18 protein-coding genes and 1 tRNA gene are annotated in these 21,406 nt (G+C 55.1%); 18 read left to right on the forward strand and 1 reads right to left on the reverse strand.

Annotated elements, in window-relative coordinates; all coding sequences use genetic code 11:
* Positions 1-6 precede the first annotated feature (6 nt).
* The 15 genes from argR (at position 7) to KGZ93_08300 (ending at position 14,626) form a co-directional block, all read left to right on the forward strand.
* Positions 7-471, forward strand: coding sequence for an arginine repressor (gene argR, locus KGZ93_08230; GenBank protein ID MBS3909596.1), 465 nt, complete (start codon positions 7-9; stop codon positions 469-471).
* A gap of 150 nt (positions 472-621) precedes the next feature.
* Complete coding sequence (locus KGZ93_08235) at positions 622-1,815, forward strand: argininosuccinate synthase (GenBank protein MBS3909597.1); 1,194 nt, start codon at positions 622-624, stop codon at positions 1,813-1,815.
* Positions 1,816-1,830: 15 nt separating this feature from the next.
* Positions 1,831-3,237, forward strand: coding sequence for an argininosuccinate lyase (argH, locus tag KGZ93_08240; GenBank protein ID MBS3909598.1), 1,407 nt, complete (start codon positions 1,831-1,833; stop codon positions 3,235-3,237).
* 108 nt (positions 3,238-3,345) lie between these two features.
* Positions 3,346-4,866, forward strand: coding sequence for a GGDEF domain-containing protein (locus KGZ93_08245; GenBank protein MBS3909599.1), 1,521 nt, complete (start codon positions 3,346-3,348; stop codon positions 4,864-4,866).
* Positions 4,867-5,023: 157 nt separating this feature from the next.
* A tRNA-Cys gene (locus KGZ93_08250) sits at positions 5,024-5,112 on the forward strand.
* A gap of 62 nt (positions 5,113-5,174) precedes the next feature.
* Positions 5,175-5,864, forward strand: a complete 690-nt coding sequence (locus KGZ93_08255) for a TIGR04282 family arsenosugar biosynthesis glycosyltransferase (GenBank protein ID MBS3909600.1) — start codon at positions 5,175-5,177, stop codon at positions 5,862-5,864.
* A 121-nt stretch (positions 5,865-5,985) separates the two neighbouring features.
* Positions 5,986-6,273 carry a DUF3467 domain-containing protein gene (locus tag KGZ93_08260; protein ID MBS3909601.1) on the forward strand — a complete coding sequence of 96 codons (288 nt, stop codon included), beginning with the start codon at positions 5,986-5,988 and terminating at the stop codon, positions 6,271-6,273.
* Positions 6,274-6,333: 60 nt separating this feature from the next.
* Positions 6,334-7,416, forward strand: coding sequence for a hypothetical protein (locus KGZ93_08265; protein ID MBS3909602.1), 1,083 nt, complete (start codon positions 6,334-6,336; stop codon positions 7,414-7,416).
* A gap of 59 nt (positions 7,417-7,475) precedes the next feature.
* Complete coding sequence (locus tag KGZ93_08270; protein ID MBS3909603.1) at positions 7,476-7,646, forward strand: GyrI-like domain-containing protein; 171 nt, start codon at positions 7,476-7,478, stop codon at positions 7,644-7,646.
* Positions 7,647-7,784: 138 nt separating this feature from the next.
* On the forward strand, positions 7,785-8,171 hold the full coding sequence (locus KGZ93_08275; GenBank protein MBS3909604.1) for a cupredoxin family copper-binding protein: 387 nt from the start codon (positions 7,785-7,787) through the stop codon (positions 8,169-8,171).
* A gap of 547 nt (positions 8,172-8,718) precedes the next feature.
* Entirely contained in the window at positions 8,719-9,786 is a 1,068-nt protein-coding gene (gene corA, locus KGZ93_08280) for a magnesium/cobalt transporter CorA (GenBank protein MBS3909605.1), read from the forward strand.
* Positions 9,787-9,836: 50 nt separating this feature from the next.
* Entirely contained in the window at positions 9,837-11,150 is a 1,314-nt protein-coding gene (locus KGZ93_08285; protein MBS3909606.1) for an NAD(P)/FAD-dependent oxidoreductase, read from the forward strand.
* Between the two features lie 81 nt (positions 11,151-11,231).
* Complete coding sequence (gene polX, locus KGZ93_08290) at positions 11,232-12,965, forward strand: DNA polymerase/3'-5' exonuclease PolX (protein MBS3909607.1); 1,734 nt, start codon at positions 11,232-11,234, stop codon at positions 12,963-12,965.
* A gap of 37 nt (positions 12,966-13,002) precedes the next feature.
* Complete coding sequence (locus KGZ93_08295; protein ID MBS3909608.1) at positions 13,003-13,611, forward strand: DNA-3-methyladenine glycosylase; 609 nt, start codon at positions 13,003-13,005, stop codon at positions 13,609-13,611.
* 64 nt (positions 13,612-13,675) lie between these two features.
* A complete protein-coding gene (locus KGZ93_08300; protein ID MBS3909609.1) occupies positions 13,676-14,626 on the forward strand; it encodes an NGG1p interacting factor NIF3 in 951 nt (316 codons plus the stop codon).
* 73 nt (positions 14,627-14,699) lie between these two features.
* Here KGZ93_08300 and KGZ93_08305 read toward each other — a convergent pair whose 3' ends face one another.
* Positions 14,700-17,057, reverse strand: coding sequence for a PBP1A family penicillin-binding protein (locus tag KGZ93_08305; GenBank protein MBS3909610.1), 2,358 nt, complete (start codon positions 17,055-17,057; stop codon positions 14,700-14,702).
* A 285-nt stretch (positions 17,058-17,342) separates the two neighbouring features.
* Between KGZ93_08305 and KGZ93_08310 the strand changes: the two genes are divergently transcribed.
* From KGZ93_08310 to KGZ93_08320, 3 genes are all read left to right on the forward strand, one after another.
* Complete coding sequence (locus tag KGZ93_08310; protein MBS3909611.1) at positions 17,343-19,856, forward strand: DUF3656 domain-containing protein; 2,514 nt, start codon at positions 17,343-17,345, stop codon at positions 19,854-19,856.
* Positions 19,857-20,012: 156 nt separating this feature from the next.
* The gene (locus KGZ93_08315; protein ID MBS3909612.1) at positions 20,013-20,318 is read left to right on the forward strand and encodes a hypothetical protein; all 306 of its coding nucleotides are present in this window, start codon (positions 20,013-20,015) and stop codon (positions 20,316-20,318) included.
* A 17-nt stretch (positions 20,319-20,335) separates the two neighbouring features.
* A complete protein-coding gene (locus tag KGZ93_08320) occupies positions 20,336-21,298 on the forward strand; it encodes an ornithine cyclodeaminase family protein (GenBank protein ID MBS3909613.1) in 963 nt (320 codons plus the stop codon).
* Positions 21,299-21,406 lie beyond the last annotated feature (108 nt).

Raw genomic sequence — 21,406 nt, forward strand, 5'->3', positions numbered from 1 at the left:
GGTTTCGTGGGTTCGAGACAGAATCGCTTCGATGCCATAAAGCAGGCGATAGAAGCCAAAGATATAGCGACACAGGAAGAACTCATCGCCGAGCTTGAGAAGCGCGGCTACGATGTGACACAGGCGACCGTTTCGCGGGATATAAGCGACCTGGGGTTGCTCAAAGTCAGGATATCGGGTGCCGGCGGGCCGGCGGGCAGACAAATATATTCGTTGCCGGAGATAGAGCGCCTGCGGTCACTATTGAATGAATTCATAATAAAAATAGACAAGACCGAGAATATGATGGTCCTAAAGACCCATCCCGGAACGGCCCAGGCGGTCGCCGCGGCAATCGACGCGGTAAAGTGGCCGGATGTCCTGGGGACGGTCGGCGGGGATGACACCATTCTGGTTATAACGAGGACGCGCGCGGTCGCCGATTATGTCGCCGGCAGAGTCGCCGCGCTCAGGGATGAGAAGGCGTTTTAGCGGAGTCGTCGAGCGTAGATTGCGGGAGGAGTTCACCGAAGGTGTTGCGGCACCGGCGTGCCGGTTAAATAAAGAGTCCGTTGAAATCGAGTCGTTTAGAGTTTTAAAGTGAGGGATTTGCGCGTGGGACAAGTGGGAAGCTCAAGAGAGATAAAAGACCGGGTCGTGCTGGCCTATTCGGGGGGTCTCGATACCTCGGTTGCGATAAAGTGGCTCCATGAAAATTACGACCTGGAAGTCGTCGCGGTTGCTGTCGATGTCGGCCAGGGCGGAGACCTCGACGAGGTTCGCGACAAAGCGCTCAAAGTCGGCGCGGTCCATTCCGAGGTAGTCGACGCCAAGAAGACTTTCGCAACGAAATATATAGCGCCGGCGCTCAAGGCGAACGCGATGTACGAGCGGAAATACCCGCTGGCGACCGCGCTCTCGCGTCCGCTGATTGCGAAGATTCTGGTCGAAGTCGCCGAAGGAACGGGTGCCGTCTTCGCGGCGCACGGTTGCACCGGCAAGGGCAACGACCAGGTTCGCTTCGAGGTGACGATGCGCGCGCTCAGCCCCGACCTCACCATCATCGCTCCCGCCAGGGAATGGGATTTCACACGTGAGACCGCGATCGAATACGCGAAGCAACACCATATCCCGATACCGATAACCAAGGCCAGCCCATATAGCATAGATGAAAACATCTGGGGCAAGTCTATCGAGTGCGGCATTCTGGAAGACCCGTGGATAGAGCCGCCGGCGGACGCGTTTACCATGACCGCGGACCCGATGGATGCCCCCGATTCGCCGACCTATCTGGAGATAGAGTTCGAGGCCGGCGTACCGGTCGCCCTCGACGGCGAGAAGATGGATTTGTTGACGCTAATCGGCAAGGTAAACCAAATTGCGGGCTCGAACGGCTTCGGGCGTATCGACAAAGTCGAGAACAGGCTGGTCGGCATCAAGTCCCGCGAGATTTACGAGGCCCCGGCCGCGCTCACGCTGACCATGGCGCATAGGGAACTCGAAGACATGACGCTCGAGCGCGACCTGGCGCATTATAAATATGGAATAGAACTCAAATACGCGGAGATGATATATTACGGCCTCTGGTTCTCACCGCTCAGAGACGCGCTCGACGCGTTTATCGACGAGACGCAAAAAGTAGTCAACGGGACGGTGCGCATGAAGCTCTATAAGGGGTCGTGCCGGGTAGCCGGGCGCAAGTCTCCCAACTCGCTCTACGATAAAGAGCTTGCGACCTATGAGGCGGGCGACACTTTCTCTCATCAGTCGGCCGCGGGCTTTAATAAGATATTCGGCCTGAGTTTGGAGACTTGGGGCAGGAAGTATAGGAAGTAACCAAGGAGTATAGCGATGAAACTCTGGTCGGGCCGGTTCTCAAAGAGCACAGACAGCTTTGTCGACGAGTTTAACGCCTCGCTCCCTGTCGACAAGCATCTATATAAACATGACATAAAAGGGAGCATCGCGCACGCCAAGATGCTTGCCAAACAGGGCATTATCGCCGAGAAAGAAGCGGCGCAGATTGTCGATGGCCTGGAAGCGATTCTCAGGGAAATCGAGGATGGCGTCTTTGAGTTCGACATAGCCGACGAGGACATCCATATGAGCATCGAGATGGCGCTCATCGAGAAAATCGGCTCCGTGGGCGGAAAGCTCCACACCGGACGCAGCCGAAACGACCAGGTCGCGCTCGACACGAGAATGTTTTTAAAGGATGCGATTGTCGAGGTAAATGCCGAAATCGCCGCGCTCCAAACCGAATTGACGGAAGTCGCAAAGCGTGAGATAGACGCTGTAATGCCCGGTTATACCCATATGCAGCGGGCGCAGCCGGTTTTGTTTTCGCACCACATGATGGCGTATTTCTGGATGCTGCGGCGTGATTTTACGCGGTTTAAAGCGTGCTTCAAGCATACCGACGTGATGCCGCTCGGCTCAGCCGCCCTCGCCGGGACGACTTACCCGATAGACATGGATTTCATAGCCGATGAGCTTGGCTTCAAGAAAGTAAGCAACAACAGCCTCGACGCGGTCTCGGACCGCGATTTCATCATAGAGTTTCACGCGGCGTCTTCGATGCTGATGATGCATTTGAGCAGGTTCGCCGAGGAGCTTATAATCTGGTCGTCGACCGAATTCAGCTTCATCGAGCTGGACGATGCCTACACGACCGGAAGCAGCATTATGCCCCAGAAGAAAAACGCCGATGTGGCCGAGCTTATTCGCGGAAAGACCGGACGGGCTTACGGAAACCTGTTGCAGCTTTTGACGACGATGAAAGGCCTCCCGCTTGCCTATAATAAGGATATGCAAGAGGACAAGGAGGGTATGCTCGACTCGATAGCGACTGTGAAGAACAGCCTTATCGGCATGAAAGGCATGATTTCGACGATGAAGATACACTCCGAGGTCATGCGCCAAGCGGCTGAGGGCGGGTTTACCAACGCTACTGAGCTTGCCGATTACATGGCCGCCAAAGGAGTGCCGTTTAGGGACGCCCATCATATAACCGGCGTGATGGTCAAGAAAGCCATAGAAGAGGGTTGCTGGCTCGTCGATTTCTCAATCGAAGAGTTTCAAGAGCAGAGCCCGCTTATCGAAGACGATGTCTACGAGGTCCTCAATATAGACAATGCCGTCAAGCGGCGCAATGTCCGCGGCGGCACCGCTCCCGAGCGGGTTCGTGAACAAATCGAAAAAGCCGCTAAGCTCCTTGAAAAAGAGGAGAAATGGCTGACGGAAAAAGCCCCTTCGTGAAATGGAAAAAATTCTCCACTAATTAATTTTTTTTGGTCAGATTGTTAATACAATCGTAATATTTACCGATGACCCTATTTGCGAATATATTTTCTTAAGGGGTTTTTTGTGGATATTAGAGAACGCTGCAAGGGAAAACAGCCATTAGCGCTGAAATATCGGCTTCTGATTTTGCTTGTCGTCATGGTCTTGCCATTTGTCGGTTTCTCCATTTATAAAGCATTAGAAATCGACAAGCGCTATACCGAGGAAGCGCAACGGCAAAACATAAGCGTCGCCAAGGGCGTCGCGCACGAGGTCGACGAGTATATCGGAGCCACCGGCGATGTGCTGATATCGGTTGCCGAAAGCGACAATATCCGTAAACAGAACTTCACGGCGACCAAACCATGGCTCGACCGGATTATCGCAAAGTACCCCTATTATCACCTTATCGCGTTTGTGGATGTCCTTGGCAACGTAAAAGTAGCTTCGGTCTCCGACGTTTGGTCGAAGAGCGAGGACGCCCAAAGACTGGCGAAAACCTTAAACGTCAGCGATACCGCATGCTATACACGCGGAGTAGTCGCCGGCGATATCGCCGTGGGCGATTTTATGTACAGCAGGATAACGGGCCTTCCGGTGGTTCATGTAACATATCCCGTTTACGACTTTTCAGGAGCGAGAATAGGCTTTATCGCCGCCGGCCTCGACCTCACTAAAATACAGAATAAAATACTCCTGACCGACTCAAAAGACGTTGTCATCAGCCTTATCGACGATAAAGGCGTCTATATCGCGAGAAGCCGGGAGCACAAGAAATGGGTAGGCACAACTATTTTCGGAGACGACCGTTTTAAGAAAATGCTCGGGAAAAAAGAAGGCCTGTATGATGCGGTATCAGCGGACGGGACGATGCGGATGTTCGCGTTCGCTACCATGAAAAACGTTCCGTGGTATGCGCGGAGCGGTATCGATAAGGACGTCATCCACGAGAAGGTGATGAGAGACCTGGGCTATCATTTCGCGGTCTTTATCCCGCTGCTTCTCATAGCGATAGCCGGCTGGTTGTGGATAGGGCGAGATGTTAATAGGTTGCACAACCAGACGGAACAGTTGACACTGCGGGACCCGCTGACGGGGCTTTGGAACCATAGAAAGCTCGCGCAGGACTTCGAACGCGAACTCAAATCCGCTAGACGAAACCGTCGCGAAGCCGCCTGTCTTATGGTCGATATCGACCACTTTAAGGCCTACAACGATAACAACGGACATCAAGCCGGAGACGAAGCGCTCTGTTCGGTTGCGAACATACTCTGTTGCGCGGTGCGCGAGACCGATTTTGTCTATCGATATGGCGGCGAGGAGTTTTGTGTCCTTCTTCCAGATACGGACAAGGCAGCGGCGAGCGTTTTGGCCGAGCGCGTTCGTTCTAATGTCGAGCAGACTCGATTTGAAGGCGAAGAGAGCCGGCCCTCCGGTTGCCTCACCGTTTCCATCGGTGTCGCGGCGTATCCATGCGACGCAATCTCGAAAGACAATCTGATAAGCTGCGCCGATAAATCCCTGTATACGGCCAAGAACGACGGGCGAAACAGGGTCGCCGTCAGGTGCGGATCGGCCACCTCAGACCTGCATCGGGTCGGTTAACACAATTACAGCCGCACAGTTGTCATTGAATCCCTGTTTACCCTAGATACTCTATATGTTTTGCGATGCTGTAAATATTGTTAACCTGTTAAAGAGCCGACATAATGTATCATAATTACCAATTGTAATATGAACAATAATCAGTTATTATATAGCGGGGGCAATGGCGCTGGGCGCTCCGCGGGCTGCAAACCCGTTGGCTGACCTTAAAGCGGTTGGTGGAGGGTTCGAATCCCCCTTGCCCCCTCCATTGACGCAGGCTTAGCGGTTGCTATTCTAGGTATGATGATATGCCTTATAATGGAGGCATGAACCACCAAAACGCGAAGTTGCCGGCAATCGTAGTCGTCGCGAAGGTGCCGGCGCCGGGATTAGTAAAGACAAGACTCATCTCACCTCTTACACCGCGGCAATCCTGCGACCTTTATGCGCGCTTTCTTGAAGACACGATTAAAAAAGCCCTGAAAATACCGGAAGCCGCATTATTCCTTGCGCTAAACCTGCGCGAGCCGGGCTGTGGTTATAGCGACTTATATAGCTGCTTGACCATTCCAGACTCAATAACAATCGTTGACCAGGGGAGCGGAAGCCTGGGTGAGCGGCTTGCATACCTCAGCGAGCTGGTCTTCGCGCATGCTGATCGTCTCGTTTTCATAGGCGCCGATTCGCCGACGCTTCCCCTCGCATACATCGAAGCCGCGATAAGCGGCCTTCCGGCAAACGACCTGGTAATCGGCCCAAGCAACGATGGCGGCTACTATTTGCTCGGTCTCGCCGGTCATTACCCAGTTCTGTTTGAAGGCGTCGACTGGTCGACGGATGCTGTTTTCGAGCAGACCTTAGAGCGGGCGGCGATAGCCCGTCTTACGGTAAAGGTGTTGCCGCGATGGTACGATATCGACGATGCCGAAGACCTTCTATTGCTCGAAAAAGAACTGAGCGAAGACCCCTCGGCCGCCCCAAGTACCGCCGCATTCCTAAAAAACAAGAGCCGGTAATACCGACTAGGATGTGTCGGAGATTGAAACACAGACTATCGGATTGCTGTCAGGCGCTTCTGAGGACTGTGTGCTAGACTCTTGTTATATTACAGATATTTTTCTACCAAGAGGTGGGGTTATGGGAAATCAGGGTAACAATATCGAAGTGAGAATGCCGGATGACATGCAAGCCGGGGTATTTGCAAACAACATGGTGGTAAGCCACACAAAAGAGGAGTTTGTCCTCGATTTCATGTTTGTTGCCCCGCCGACGGGCACCATAACCTCACGGGTTATAGTTACCCCTGGGCACATGAAGCGCATATTGGCGGCCTTCAAAGAGAATGTCTCCAAATACGAGAAGGTACATGGAAAAATCGAAGCGGGTCCGGCGCCGAAGCAAAAGGTAGGCTTTCATCCCGAATAGATAGCCGCCCTTAAGGGCGCATAGTATTGGCCAAGAACGATTAATGCGGGCAGCTGAATTTTGAGCAAGGAAGTAATGGTGTCGAAAGAAGTCTTTAAAGAGGTTCTCGTTCAAGGCGTCGCCTACAATTGCGATGTCTCCGATTCGAGGTACTGGGGATATTATTCGATTTGCGGGCTCTTGATGGGCTTGCGAACGATGTATATGTCGGCCAAGGGCATCGAGCCGTGGGGCAAGGTCGACCAGGCTGAGGTGACCGCGTGGATTCAGCGCAAAGAGGCGGCATGGGAAGCGCTCGAAGGGGAGGATTTCAGGGCGCTCCATATCAACGGGACGACGTTCGACCCGTTCGATGTCGCGTTCATCAACAGGGCGCTTCGGGAAGAAGGTCTCGTATATGGGGCAGGCTATGGGCTCTTCAAAAAGCCGAGCTTTTTTCTCGCTAAGCTCGATGCTTCGAGTGTGATTCAGGGATGCAATGTCTACAGCGCCGGTAAAGAGCTGGCGCGAGACTTGTTCTGGTCGCCCGGCCAGATGCAGGGACGAGACATTTTCTTGCGCTTTGAGCCGCTCAAGATGTTGCTGTGGGACAAGTATCAAGAAGCGCAGGCCAAGAATGACCGGACGCTTGAATATGCGTTTACCGAATATGGTTTTACGCCCGGGTCGGCGCTCGACGGCGACTTTGAGGCGAGGTTCGACGAGCTTACGCGCGCGTATGCCGGAATAGTCCTCGACCATGAGATAGGAGAGTCGGTAGAGGACGTGCCCGAGTGGGGCGAGCTGCTTATGCAAGCCGATGATAAACAATCCGAGTTCTTTTTGCGGGCGGTCAAAGACCTGATAGCCGATACCTCCGATTGCGGCCCGATAAAGCGGACGATAGACGAGAAGAAAAAGGGCGATTTGAGCTTTTGCATCGCACTGATAGACCGCTTTCGTCTCAAGATGTACCCGGAGCTACGCCAGGCGTTCGACATATTTACAGGCAATGAGGATTGGCTACTCATCGATGATGCGAGAAGAACCGTCTATGCGCGCATGTTGCGGTTGAGGGACGAACTCGTCGAGTCATATAGGGCGAGTAAAGACCAGGCTGCCTTCAAGAGCAAAATAGCGGAACTCCGGCTACGGTTAGGATAATCGCGTCTATCGACAAAGTGCGATTCGAGCGATACCATGAGGGGCTTTCCGCCCAGATAATGCATATCGGCCCCTATGCCGATGAGGGACCAACCGTACAGCGAATCCTCGATTTCATACGGGAGAACGGGTTTAAGCTCAGGGGAAAACACCACGAGATATACCTGAGTGACCCTAGAAGAACCGCCTCTGAAAAACTTAAGACGGTAATCCGCCAGCCGGTAGAATAGTTGGTCGCGATTCGTTTTTTTGGGTATCAATATAGATATACCGCCGATGTAGCGGTTCTATGCGGATCATAGGCCCCACAGGAGCGCGATGATGGCGCGCACGGGCTATTAAGAACAATTGATCAAAGGGGTAGTGCTATGAAGAGATACGCTGTACTGTTGAGTATTATGCTGATTGCGGGAGTTGTTGTACTGGCGGGTTGCGGAGGCTCGGGTACGACCACCGACACCACAGCTCCGGCTTTAAATACGACCGGCACGCAGGGAGAAGCGCAGAAGAGCGCAATGGTAACGATAGAGAACTTCGCTTTTGCGCCTCCGACGATCACGATTAAAAAGGGCGGCACGGTTACTTGGACGAATAAAGATTCTGTGGTGCACACCGCCACAGCGGATGGGGGCGATTTCGACACCGGCGATATCGCGCAAGACCAGAGCGCGACCCTCACGTTTGACAAGACAGGCATATTCTCTTACATTTGCACGTACCATCCGAACATGAAAGGCACGGTTATCGTCGAGTAGCAAGCAAGCGGGACGCCGCGACGCGGCATACTTGCACTATCGATATTAGAAAGGAGATTAGTGAGCATATTTGCCACCGTTCCGAGGTTTTATGGCAAAGGCATACACATTTGGTTAGGCCCTATGCTTCTTCTCTTGCTGACAACACAATTTACGACCGGACTTTCAATGGCGAGAAACCCTGCGACCATATCCGCTCTGCATGGATTTCATACCTCCATCGGATACGTCCTGTTTGGGGTCGGGTTCGTTCATGCCTATTATGGAATCGGGCTTAGGTTTTTCGGGTTCAAATACGCAAACAAGAAGAATTCTTAAGACCAGCGCTTGCCTTTCCAGCGGCTTCGCTGGCTGCAGACAAGCCGACTCGTAACGGCTATCCTTTCCATAGAGACGGCATGCTCTATGTGGCCTTGCTAAATACTCGGTTAAACGGCATGGAGTAACCAAATAAGCGCCGTCTATTTTTGCGCTTACCTATTACATGAATTACTTATATACTGATACAAGCGTCACCTATACCTGCTCATATATTTAGGCGGTCACAATGTCAAAGATTATCAAGAAGCGTTCGACGAAAGCGGGCCTTGAGCCCGGTTCGCTCATTCATATCGGGGAGCAGCGGGTCGAGGAGACCACCATCAGTATAATATCGTATAGTGAGTCCTACTTCGAAGAACGGGTCTTAGCATCGGTAGATGAATGCTTTGATATAAAGGGACAGCCCTATGTCAACTGGATAAACATCGAAGGAATTCATCAGGTCGAGGTGCTGGAGCGACTCGGTGAATGTTTCGGCTTACACCCGCTGGTTCTCGAAGACATTCTCAATACCGACCAGCGCCCAAAAACGGAGGACTTCGGCGATTACGTCTACATCGTCCTCAAAATGCTCATCAGCGATGCCGACAACGAGGGGATAACGGCGGAACAGGTAAGTCTGATTCTTGGTGCAAATTTCGTCATCTCGTTTCAGGAGGGAATCGTCGGCGACCCCTTCAATTCGATACGTCGGCGACTCCGCAATGAAAAGTCCAAGATACGCAGGATGGGCGCGGACTATCTCGCCTACACCCTCATCGATTCGATTGTCGATAACTACTTCGCGATTCTCGAGGGTCTCGGTGAGCACATCGAAACGATAGAGGACGAGCTCATCACGCACCCCGAGCCCGCGACCTTAAATGAGCTACACTACTTGAAACGGGAGATGATTTTTTTGCGCCGCTCGGTTTGGCCTCTGCGTGAGGTGATAAGCAGCCTCGAGCGCGGTGAAACGCCCCTGATAAAAGACTCGACTCGCATCTACCTTAAAGATGTTTACGACCACACTATCCAGGTGATAGAGACGATAGAGACCTTCAGGGACATGCTCGCGGGAATGCTCGACATCTACCTCTCAAGCATCAGCAACAAGATGAACGAGGTGATGAAGGTGCTGACTATCATCGCTACCATTTTCATCCCGCTCACCTTTATCGTCGGCATCTACGGCATGAACTTCGAATATATGCCGGAACTCGACGTGTGGTGGGCTTATCCGGTTGTGTGGGCCGTTATGCTGGTCGTCGCCCTGGTGATGGTGGTATATTTCAGGCGGCGCAGGTGGATGTAGCGCCTGTGGAAAGAAAGGGGTTGGGGGAGTATGAGGATTGAGGAGTGACGATGCCGTTTAGAAAACGACCTCGTGTCGTGATAGTCGGTGCCGGTTTCGGTGGGCTGTGGGTGGCGCGCACCTTAAAAGGCGCGGAGGTCGATGTAGTTCTCGTGGACCGGAATAATTTCCATACGTTCTTGCCGCTCCTTTACCAGGTGGCGTCGGCGGAACTCGAGCCGGAGCAGATAGGTTACCCGGTGCGCAGCATCTTGAGGAGTATGCGCAATATTGATTTTATGATGGCCGATGTTAAGCGCGTCAATTTGGATGACCGCATAGTCGAGACCGATGGCCCGAAAATCCCGTATGACTACCTGGTGCTCGCCATGGGCAGCGCGACGAACTTCTTCAATGTGCCCGGCGCGGAGAAGTTCGCGTACCAGCTCAAATCGCTCGAACACGCTGTTGAGCTGCGTAACCATATACTGTGCTGCTTCGAGCAAGCCGCGCACGTGAAGAGCGAAGCCAAACGCCGGCAGTTGCTCGCTTTTACGGTCGTTGGCGGCGGGGCGACCGGTTTGGAGTTCTCGGGCGCGGTTTCGGAGCTGATTCACGGGCCGCTCGCGCGTGACTTCCCGATGCTCGATTTTAAAGATGCGAGCGTTGTTTTGCTGGAAGCTTCCGACCGGCTTCTCCCCGGAATGCCGGAACGACTCCAAAAGTATGCGTTGGCTCGTCTCGAGAAGATGGGGGTCGATGTTCGCTTAAACGCCGCCGTGAGTGAGATTAGGGGTGCCACTATACGATTAAAGGGCGGAGACTCGATTAAGAGTGAGACTGTCGTGTGGACCGCCGGAGTCAGCGGCAACCCGCGGATACTTGCCTGGGGCCTTCCGACAACCGCCAACGGGCGGGTCGCGGTCGAGAAAACCCTTCACATTCCGGGCCGGCCCGAGGCTTACGTCATAGGCGACCTCGCATATTTCGAGGACGACGGCCGCCCGCTCCCGATGATAGCACCGGTCGCCATCCAGCAGGGAACGGCGGCGGCCTTAAATATTCTCAAGCAAATCGAGGGAAAAGAGCCCCAGCCATTCCGGTACTTCGACAAAGGCGCGATGGCGACCATCGGGCGCAACTCGGCGGTCGTTCGCGTCGGCTCGCGGACCTTCACCGGCTTCTTCGCCTGGATAGTGTGGCTCTTTATCCATCTCCTTTATCTAATAGGGTTTAGAAACCGCCTCTTTGTCATGCTCAACTGGTCGTGGGACTATTTTCTGTTCGAGCGGGCTATCCGCCTTATCTTCCCGACGGATAGGGAATCGCGGTGCCGTGTCGCCGGCGAGACGGTCCTCGATGGTCGGCGAGAAGCGGGCAGTTGATGGTGTGTTGAGGGGTAGTTGGTTTAGGCGGTTTTTAAGCGGGGATAGGGAATGGCGAATAAAGCGCAAGGGAGCGGCAATATAAGGAACGAAGATATCGCCCGGATTATGGAGGATATCGGAGATATGCTCGATATTTTGGGTGAGAACCGGTTTAGGGTGCGCGCGCATCGCAACGCGGCGCAAAGTATCAGGGGTTACACCCGACCGCTTTTCGAGGTATACGACGAGGGCGGCCCCGAAGCGCTGACCGCGATATCCGGTATCGGAGAACATACGGCGAAGCGTATCGAGCAGCTCCTCGTGACCGGCCAACTCCCTTATTACGAAGAGCTTAAGGCGAAGGTGCCGCCCGGCCTAATCGAGATGTTGAATATTCCCGGCCTCGGACCGAAGAAAGCCAAGAAGATATATGATTCCCTCGGAATTAAAAGCCTGAAAGAGCTGGTCGGAGCCGTAGAAGAGCACAGGCTCGAGAGTCTGCCCGGCTTTGGCCGCAAGACTGAGGAGAATGTTCTTAGGGGCATCCGGCAGTTCGAGACGCTGCACGAGCGAATCCTTCTCTCGGAAGGATATCCGATTGCCCGTGAGATAGTCGACCGCCTGCGCGAACAGCAATTTGTCGAGCGCGCCGATACCGCCGGGAGTCTCAGGCGCATGCAAGAGACCATCGGCGATATCGACCTTCTCTGCGCAAGCGACGAGCCCGCGAGCGTCATGGAGTTCTTTGTTTCGATGCCGCAGGTAGCATATGTCCTCGCCAAAGGGGAGACCAAAAGCAGTGTTGTCGCGACAAACGGTCTCCAATTCGACCTGCGCGTGGTCGCGCCCGGGCAGTACGGGGCCGCTCTGCAGTATTTTACCGGCTCGAAAGAGCACAATGTACACCTGCGTCACATCGCTAAAGCCAGGGGTTTTAAGATAAACGAATACGGTGTCTTCGATGTCGAGACCGACGAGCGCCTGGCGGGGGCGACGGAGGAGGAGGTCTACGCCATCCTCGATATGGAGACACCGCCGCCGGTTATCCGTGAGAACAAGGGCGAGATAGAGGCGGCGGCCGAGCGACGCCTCCCCGACCTGGTGGAACTCGCCGACATCAAGGGCGACTTTCATATACATACCAAGTGGAGCGACGGTCTCAACAGCATCGAAGAGGTCATAGCGATGGCGCGGACCCTCGGTTATAAGTTCATCGTCATCTCCGACCATGCGGAGAAGCTGCGAATCGCGGGCGGCCTATCGGTAAGAGAGCTTGAGGAGCAGATGGAAGCCATCACGGCCCTCAACGAGGAACACGCCGACATCGAAATTCTTTGCGGCCTGGAGATGAACATCGACAACGACGGCGAGGTCGATTTCGGGGCGGCCGTTCTAGAAAAGCTCGATGTCGTCATCGGCTCGATACACGGGGGTTTTGCGCAGCCGAAGGAGAAGCTAACGACGCGCATGCTCAAGGCCTTGGAGAACCCCTATATCAACATAATAGGGCACCCGACCGGGCGCGTACTCGGTCGGCGACCGCCTTATGAGATCGATATCCGGGCGGTCTTCGAAGCGGCGGCCCGGACCGGAACCTTTCTCGAGCTTAACTCGTATCCGAACCGCCTCGACCTAAAAGACGACCACTTGCGCGAGGCGAAAGATGTCTACGGCTGCATGTTTACGATAAACACCGACGCGCATGTCGCGGGCAACATGGCCCATATGGAGTACGGCGTGGCGACCGCCCAACGCGGCTGGCTTACAAAGCGGGACGTTCTCAACACCTATGAGGTCGCGGAGGTCAAGAAATTGCTGCGAAGGAAGAGGTAGGGAGCCGAATTCTTGACTTATGCTATAATTCTTCTCGATGTCCCTGAATATTCTCAACCATCAACACCATAGGCCTTTGTCGGTCGGTTTTTACGAGCGCGACCCGGATAAAGTCGCCATCGACCTCATCGGACGAATAGTGGTCAGGCGAGCATCGGGGGCGATCATGGCCGGCCGCATAGTCGAAGTCGAGGCCTATTTTGGCGAAGGCGACCCCGCCAGCCACGCGTGCCGGGGCATGACGCCTAGGAACGCGATTATGTTCGGGCGCGCCGGGATGGCTTACGTCTATCTAAATTATGGTGTTCACTGCCTTTTAAATGTAGTTACGGGTCTGGAGGGGCGCGCGGGCGCCGTACTGATACGGGCGCTTGAGCCGGTCTCGGGTATCGAGGCTATGATGAAGAATCGACCGGTCAAACGAGCGGTCGACCTTACAAGCGGGCCGGGCAAGCTCACCAAAGCTTTGGGCGTAGATTTGGCGGATAACGGGGTCGATATGACGGCTCGCGGAAGCCTGCTATATGTCGCGAATGGCGCGCAAGAGACACGCTCGATTATATTGAGTCCCCGGATAGGCATTTCAAAAGGTGAAGAGATGTTGATGCGTTTCTGCGCCGAAGGAAGTCGGTTCGTCAGTAAGTAGTAGTCGAATTATCCTGTTCGTTGGGTGTTGGCATAGTGGCGGATGAGATTAATGGAGGATAAAGATGAAGTTGCGTGAGATATACGAACTCGCTGTGGAGCTTGGCATGGAGTACGACCCTCGCGGCAAGGCCGAGGTCGAAAAATCGCTCGCGAAGAAGAAGGAAACCTACGACGGGCTGAAGGACGACGAAAAAGAGTTCTTCGACACTGACGCGCTCACCAATCCCTACGCCGACACCAGAATTCTAACTGGCGACCCGGAGGCCGAGATCGGCGGTATATTCACCGGTATCGATATGGAGGCGCAAGAGGTCGTCCTGGCGGACAGGCTTAGAGAAAAAGGCGAAAGCGTCGACCTGATTTTCGCGCACCACCCTGAAGGGAAAGCGCTCGCGGCGCTCGCCGAGGTGATGGGAATGCAGGCGGATATCTGGGCTACGCTGGGCGTCCCGATCAATATCGGCGACGCGCTCATCGGCGAGAGGCTGACCGAGGTCCAGCGGGGGCTCATGCCGATTAACCACAATCGGGCGGTCGACGCGGCGCGCCTGCTCGGGTTTTCGTTCATGTGCTGCCATACGCCGTGCGACAATCTCGTCACCGACTTCGTCCGGAACCATCTCGACGCCAAGGCTTCGGAGACCCTCGGCGACGTCGTCAAAGCCCTCAAGGAGATACCCGAGTACAAAGCGGCGGCCAAAGACAAAGCGGGCCCGAATATTCTCGTTGGCGACGCCGGGAAGCGTACCGGAAAGATAGTGGTGGACATGACCGGCGGCACCGAAGGCCCCGAGGAGGCGATGGGGAAGCTCGCCGACGCGGGTGTCGGGACGATTATCGGGATGCATTTCAGTGAGAAGCTCCGCAAGAAAGCAGGCAAAAGCCATATTAACTTAGTGGTAGCCGGCCATATCGCGAGCGACGCCATCGGCATGAACCTATTCCTCGATAAGCTCAAAGCAAAAGGCGTCAAAATAATCGCCGGAGCGGGTTTGGTCCGCGTCGAGCGATAAAAGGATGCGCCCGATTTGCGGGGTATAGCGATTAAACCATCCATGTCATTATACAAGTATCACCCTGCAATTGCTATTGAAGATGTCTTCGCGGTAGCGAGGGTATCCGGGTCCGGCCGTAGCTGTTGCCGCCACCGTTATCGCCCGTGTTTCCCGAGGGCTGTTCGGAAGTGACGGGTGCCGGGGCGGAAGCCGGTGTTTCAGGCTGGGGCGTGGCCGGCGCGGGTTGCGGCTTAGGGGATGGTTGAGGAGCGGGTTGCGGTTGATGGGACGGTTGATGGGACGGTTGGGGGATAGGCGCTGAAGATGGTTGCGCCACCGGCAATGACGGCGGCGCCGGCTGGTATGCCGTCTCTGGTTGGCTGATTATATTCGCGCCGTGCTCGGGCTTCGATTTTATCGCAGGTTTTGGCCTCTTGGGCTTTGGCGCGTCAGGCTTGGATTGCCTGCCCGGCGTCACGGCTTGCAGACCTTTTTCATCTTCATCTTGTTCTTGCGCTTCTTGAAAGAAATTATCCTCGATTTCTTCTTTTTCCTCTTCGAGCAACGCCTTGGTCTTGCTAATCCAGGAAGCCGAATTGAAAGACCCGCCCTTGTCGCCTTTGCTCCAATCGGCTTTGGGGAAGTTGAGAACGGGTGTTCCTTTTACCATCGAACGCATGTGTTTCGCCCATATCGTTGCCGGAATGATGCCGCCAAAACCCCTGCGCCCATGGACATTGTACATCGATATCTGCGCTTCGGGATGACCCATCCAGACGGCGGTGACCAGGGTCGGCGTGTAGCCGACGAACCAGGCGTCGCGATAGAGTTGGTTGGTGCCGGTCTTGCCCGCCACCGGGCGGCCGATTCTCGCCCTGGTAGCGGTGCCGCGCTCGACGACGCCGCGGAGTATGTCGCTCGCCTGGTAGGCGGTGTTGCTATCCATCACTTTCTTGCCCTCGGGCTTTGCTTGCTTTATGACGGTGCCGTCGAAGTCGACTATTTTCGTTATGGCGATAGGCTCTACGTGGACGCCGCCGTTTGCGAGTGTCCCATAGGCCGAGGCCATCTCAAGCGGCGAGACGCCGATGGTCAGGCCGCCAATACCGATCGACGGGTACGGGTCGAGCGGCGTTTTGATTCCCATTTTGGCGGCGGTCTTGACGATATTTTTCGCCCCCACCTTCATGGTCACGTTGGCGTAGACGGTGTTGACGGAGTTGACCGAGCCGTCGCGCAGGGTCATCATGCCGCGGCCGCTTCCTTCGCAGTTGCGCACCTTCCACGGGGCGTCCTTGGGGTTTGGCGATATCTTAATTACCTGCGGGGATGACGAATTGAAACGGTCGTTTGGGCCGTATCCTTGCTCGAGCGCGGTTACCAGCACGAACATCTTAAACGACGACCCCGGCTGGCGTTTACCTTGGACCGCGAGGTTGTATTTGACATCCTTGAAATCGCGACCGCCCACCATGGCTACGATGTATCCGTTTTGCGGGCAGATGGAGATGAGCGCCGCCTCCGGGTCTTTCTTGCGGTTAAGCGTCTTCGCTATCGCGTTTTCAGCGTTTTTTTGGGCTCGAATGTCCAGGGTCGTATAGACATGGAGCCCGCCGGTAAAGACCTTCTCCACTCCGTATTCTTGTATCAGCTCTTGCTTGACATGCTCGACGAAGTACGGCGCCAGGATGACCTCCTCTTTTTTCGGCACGAGCGTCACTTGTTCTGTCTTGGCCGCTTCCGCCTGTTCACTCGTGATAAAGCCGAGTTTCGCCATCCTGCTCAAGACGGCCGCTTGCCTGTAAAAGGCCTTATCAGGGTTGAAGTATGGCGAAAATTCCAGCGGCGACTTTGTAAGGCCCGCCAGAAGCGCCCCCTCGGCTATGGTCATCTCGCTCGCTTTTTTTCCGAAGAAGGCCTGCGCGGCCGCCTCGATACCATAGGCGCCCTGCCCGAAATAGATGGTGTTGAGGTAGGCTTCGAGAATCTCCTCTTTGGAGTATTTCTTCTCCAACCGGTATGAAAGGATGGCCTCTTTAAGCTTGCGGGCCAGCGTTTTATCTTTCTCCCCGAAAGTGTTCTTAATGTATTGCTGGGTTATTGTGCTTCCGCCCTCGACGATACGATGGCTCTTGATGTTGGCGAGGAGCGCGCGGGCGATACCGTGGTAGTCGACCCCGTTGTGGGAGTAGAACCGCTCATCCTCGATAGCGATGATAGCATCCCGGATGTGTTTAGGAACCTCGTCCAGCGGAACGTCTTCACGGTTCTCGAAGTAGAGACGCGCCAGAATCGTGCCGTCGGCGGCGTGGATATAGGAGCGCTGCGCGCCGCGTATTATCTTTTCGTCCTGGTCTTTAGCGAAGTCGCCCGCCGCGTCGGCGGCCGCGTTCGCCAGCGTGACTGTGATAAAAAATCCTACCAGGGCTAATAGTATATAGCGCTTCAACTACCATCACTCTCTTCGCTCGTAAAGCGACGCGTTTTATTTAAACGCTATCTTTTTTTAATTACCCGAAACTCGCGACTTCAACTACCAAATGGGAAATAATTATAAAAGCCTGTCATGTCGGATAGGTTTGAAGAACAGTCCCCGGTTCGGCGGCCGATAATGACCGTATGCGGCTGTGAGATTATGGGATTTGGTGAAAATAATGACGCGCAAGCAGGGAATAGAGTGTACAATAACATCCGTGCATGTTAAATCAAGAACTCTTTAGTTGGGAGAACCTCTTTGAACGTATCCGGAAAAGAAATCGAACTTCTCGCGCCGGCCGGCTCTAAGCGTGCGTTTTACGCGGCGCTTAACAGCGGGGCCGACGCTATATATTTAGGGGTCGACAAATTCAGCGCCCGCCGGCAGGCCGAGAACTTCAGCCTCGACGAACTGGATGATGTCGTGAGGGAAGCCCATCTCCAAGACGTCAAAATATACGTCGCCTTCAACACGATAATAGCCGACGGAGAATTCGATTCGGCGGTCGAGAGCCTGGCGCGCATCAACAACGCGGGGGTCGACTCGGTCATCGTCCAAGACTGGGGCGTATTTAAGCTGGTAAAAGAGTATTTCCCCGAACTTAAAATACACGCGAGCACCCAGATGAATACCCACAATCTCTCAATGGTCGAGATGCTCGAAGAAGCCGGCGCGTCACGAATCACGCTCGCTCGCGAGCTGTCAATCGACGAGATAAAGGAGATATGCGGGTCGACGAACCTTGAGATTGAGACCTTTATCCACGGCGCCCTCTGTTTTTCGTATTCTGGGCAGTGTCTCTTTAGCAGCATGGTCGGCAACCGGAGCGGCAACCGCGGCATGTGCCCTCAGGCGTGTCGCATGAGCTATAAGCTGCTCTCTGCCGGCAAAAAAGACGAGGTATGGCCGACGCCGGGGGACCATATTTTGAGCACCAAGGACCTGGCCGGAATCGGCCTTATCCCCCAGCTCGCCCAGAGCGGTGTAAGCGCGCTTAAAATCGAGGGGCGGATGAAGTCGCCCGAGTATGTCGCGACGGTGGTGCGCGTATACAGGCATGCCATCGACAGATATCTCGCTGACCCCGATGGGTTCGAGGTCTCCGAAACCGAGATGGATGAGTTGCGCGAGGTCTTCAGCCGCGGTTTTACCGAAGGCTATTTTAAAAAGATAAAGGACGACGGGCTCATGAGCTACTTCAGGCCGAGCGACCGCGGTATCTTGCTCGGAAGGGTTACCTATCTCGACGTTTATACTGCCAGGCTCGGCTTGCAGATAAATAGGGAACTCTGTGTCGGCGACGAGATAGAGGTTTGGGTGAGCCGGGGCGGCCGCGTGCGCAACAAAGTCGAAAAGCTCTTTGTCGACGACAAGCAGGTTGAGTGCGCCCCCGCGGGTTCTAAGGCGGTCATAATAATCGACGAGAAACGGCACAAGATAAATACGGGTGACCGGGTTTTCAGGGTCCACAACGAGCGGCTGATACAAGCCGCGCGCGCTGCGATAACCGGCGGCGGCACACACAAGACGCCTATCGAGCTGTCGGCGCGGGTCGAGATTGGTGAGCCGGTCGAGATTACCGCCCACGTCAGCGGGCGTCCAAACGACGCGGCCCGGGTCGTAAGTGATTTTAAGGCGGAAAAAGGCGAGCGGCGAACGCTAGCCGAAACCGATGTCATCGCGCAGCTTGACCGGCTGGGCAATACCGTCTATGAGGCTGTGGCGTGGGATATCAGGGTCGGCGAAGGCGTGATGGTGCCGTTGGGCCGGCTCAACGAACTTCGCCGGGATCTGATAGACGCGCTCGACGCGGTCAGGTTGCAGGCGCGGCCTCGCACGAAGGTCTCGGTCGGCAAAGCGCGGCGGCGTCTCCAAGAGGATATGGCGCCTGAAAAAGCGGTCGCGCGGCGCAAACCGGTTATTAGTGTCGATATAAGTACGGTCAAGCAGGCCGTCAAGGCGGTCGAAAACGGGGCCGATTGGCTCTATCTTAAACCCGGTTTCACGCGGCAGGCCGGAGCGAGCATCGCGGAGGTCTCAAAAATCGCGGCGGCGCAAGGGGTACGTCTCGCATTGGCGAGCGGCAACATTCTCCACCAAGCCGAACTCGCCGCGTTTATGAAATACGCCCGGAGCAATAAAGCGATGCTCGACGCGTTGCTCGTCGACAATTTCGGCGTCAACCGGGAGGCCAAAGCGCTCGGTTTGCCGGTTTTTACGGATTATCATATCAACAATTTCAACACGCTGAGCGCCAGGCTTTTTCGCGATGACGGGGCCTCGAGGATATGCCTATCGGCCGAGCTGGCGCTGGAACAGATAAAGGATATCGCGGGCGCGGTCGATGTCGAGTTCGAGGCAATCGTCCATGGGTGGCTGGAGGTAATGACGACCGAACATTGCGTCGTCAGCGCGGGGAAAGAGAGTTGCTCGGCGTGCGAATCGCGCATGTTTTACATCGAGGACACCAAGGGCTTCCGGTTTCCGGTCGAACAGGACACCAGGTGCCGCTCGCACATCTATAATTCGCGTGAACTCTATCTCTTGCCGAACGTAAAGGAGATAATCGATGCCGGCGTCGCATCGGTAAGGCTCGTTTTAGACCGTTACGAGCCGGAGCTTGTAGGCGTCGTTACCTCCGCGTATAGGGAGGCGGTCGATTTGATTCGCCACGATATCGACGATATATCCAAGGTCATAAGGCGGGCGGAGAAGTCGTTTCCGCGCGGGTTCGAGTCGACGACCGGACACTACTTCAGGCCGGTTCAGTAGTCTCGGCGCCTTTCATAGGTTAAAACACGCCGTTCGTCCTACAATCGTTCCGCTTGCCGGAATAATATACCTACAGCCGCACTGGGATATTAAACTATAATTAATCCAAAACCATCTTCGGTTCCAGGGTTTTTAAAACAAAAGGAGATTTACCTGGTGATAGGTCAGCTAAGCAGTCAAGTCAGAATAGAGCTGTCGGAGAAGACCGGGGCGCGTAAGTGGAGCGTCGAGAAGGTCGAAAGCATAGTGGGGCAGCTCGGAGCCGAGCGCTGCGAGATCGCCTACCAGAGAAAGGTCGTCAAGCTCAGCGACCCGCTCGACCTCTATGAGTTTCTTTTAAAGATCGTTCCGGCCGCGCTCTCCGACCGGGAGCAAGCCCGCGTCTCTCGCCGCGAAAACCTGCTCCGTCTCGACGTCGGCGGATGGCGTTTCGAGACAAATACCGATTCGACCACCGGTTAAGGGTTGGAAAGGTGAGTATAAAGACTAAATTGCTTACCGCATCGGATATCTCAAGCATAATGCGGATGAAAGATGTTCTTATCGCGGTCGAGACCGCGTTTCGCGATTATGGAAGCGGCGTCGCGCAGATGCCGCCCAAACTCTATTTGACGCTAAGTCAATTCAACGGTGATTTTCGCGCGATGCCCGCCTACGTCGAGGGGTCGGCGGGGGTAAAGTGGGTAAGCGTCTATCCCGACAACCCGAAGATAGGGTTGCCGACCGTTATGGCGACTATCGTCTACAGCGACCCACAGACCGGTTTTCCGCTGGCCATTATGGACGCGACCGAGCTTACCAATTACCGGACCGGCGCGGCCGGCGGCGTTGCCGCGAAGTACTTGGCGCGGCCCGATTCGCGGACGCTCGGCCTTATCGGGGCGGGGGCGCAAGCGAGGACCCAGCTTCTCGCGGTGACGACCTTCTTCAGCTTTACAAAGGTCAAGATATGGAGCCCGGTCGGGGAGCAAATCGACGATTTAGCGGCGGAGTTTCCGGAGCTGCCTATCGAGCGGGCCTCTATCGACGAGGCCGCCGCGTGCGACATAGTCTCCACGACGACACCGGTGCGAGCGTTCATCATCGAGCGCGGCTGGGTCGGCGCCGGCGCGCACATCAACGCGATAGGCGCGGATGCGCCCGGCAAGCAAGAACTCGACCCCCAAATCTTAAAGGACGCCAAGGTGGTCGTCGATGATGTGGCCCAGGCCAGGCATAGTGGAGAGATTAATATAGCACTAAGCGGCGGCCTTTTTCTAGAGAGCGATATCTACGCGACGCTCGGCGAGATAGTAGTCGGCGCGAAAAAGGGGCGGGAAGCCGACGAGATAACGGTCTTCGACTCGACCGGTCTCGCCATACAGGACATCGCGACCGCGCGCATGCTCTTCGAAGTCGCCAAGCGTGAAGGCATCGGCTACGACTTCGATATGCCGGGGTAAGCTCGCAGCCGCGTTGAGTTCATTTTTAGAGACGCGAATCCGCTAAGCAACGAACTAAACCTTCACAGATGATGTGCATGTGTATTTGACCACCCCGCGTCCTTCCTG

It is taken from the genome of Actinomycetota bacterium (genome assembly GCA_018333515.1).
In the GTDB taxonomy this organism is placed as follows: Bacteria; Actinomycetota; Aquicultoria; order Aquicultorales; family Aquicultoraceae; genus Aquicultor.

Bases quoted from the DNA above. Each gene is read 5' to 3' on its own strand.
- argH (MBS3909598.1), top strand. From the start codon at position 1,831: ATGAAACTCTGGTCGGGCCGGTTCTCAAAGAGCACAGACAGCTTTGTC.
- KGZ93_08255 (MBS3909600.1), top strand. From the start codon at position 5,175: ATGAACCACCAAAACGCGAAGTTGCCGGCAATCGTAGTCGTCGCGAAG.
- KGZ93_08260 (MBS3909601.1), top strand. From the start codon at position 5,986: ATGGGAAATCAGGGTAACAATATCGAAGTGAGAATGCCGGATGACATG.
- KGZ93_08270 (MBS3909603.1), top strand. From the start codon at position 7,476: ATGCATATCGGCCCCTATGCCGATGAGGGACCAACCGTACAGCGAATC.
- KGZ93_08275 (MBS3909604.1), top strand. From the start codon at position 7,785: ATGAAGAGATACGCTGTACTGTTGAGTATTATGCTGATTGCGGGAGTT.
- corA (MBS3909605.1), top strand. From the start codon at position 8,719: ATGTCAAAGATTATCAAGAAGCGTTCGACGAAAGCGGGCCTTGAGCCC.
- KGZ93_08285 (MBS3909606.1), top strand. From the start codon at position 9,837: ATGCCGTTTAGAAAACGACCTCGTGTCGTGATAGTCGGTGCCGGTTTC.
- KGZ93_08295 (MBS3909608.1), top strand. From the start codon at position 13,003: ATGTCCCTGAATATTCTCAACCATCAACACCATAGGCCTTTGTCGGTC.
- KGZ93_08300 (MBS3909609.1), top strand. From the start codon at position 13,676: ATGAAGTTGCGTGAGATATACGAACTCGCTGTGGAGCTTGGCATGGAG.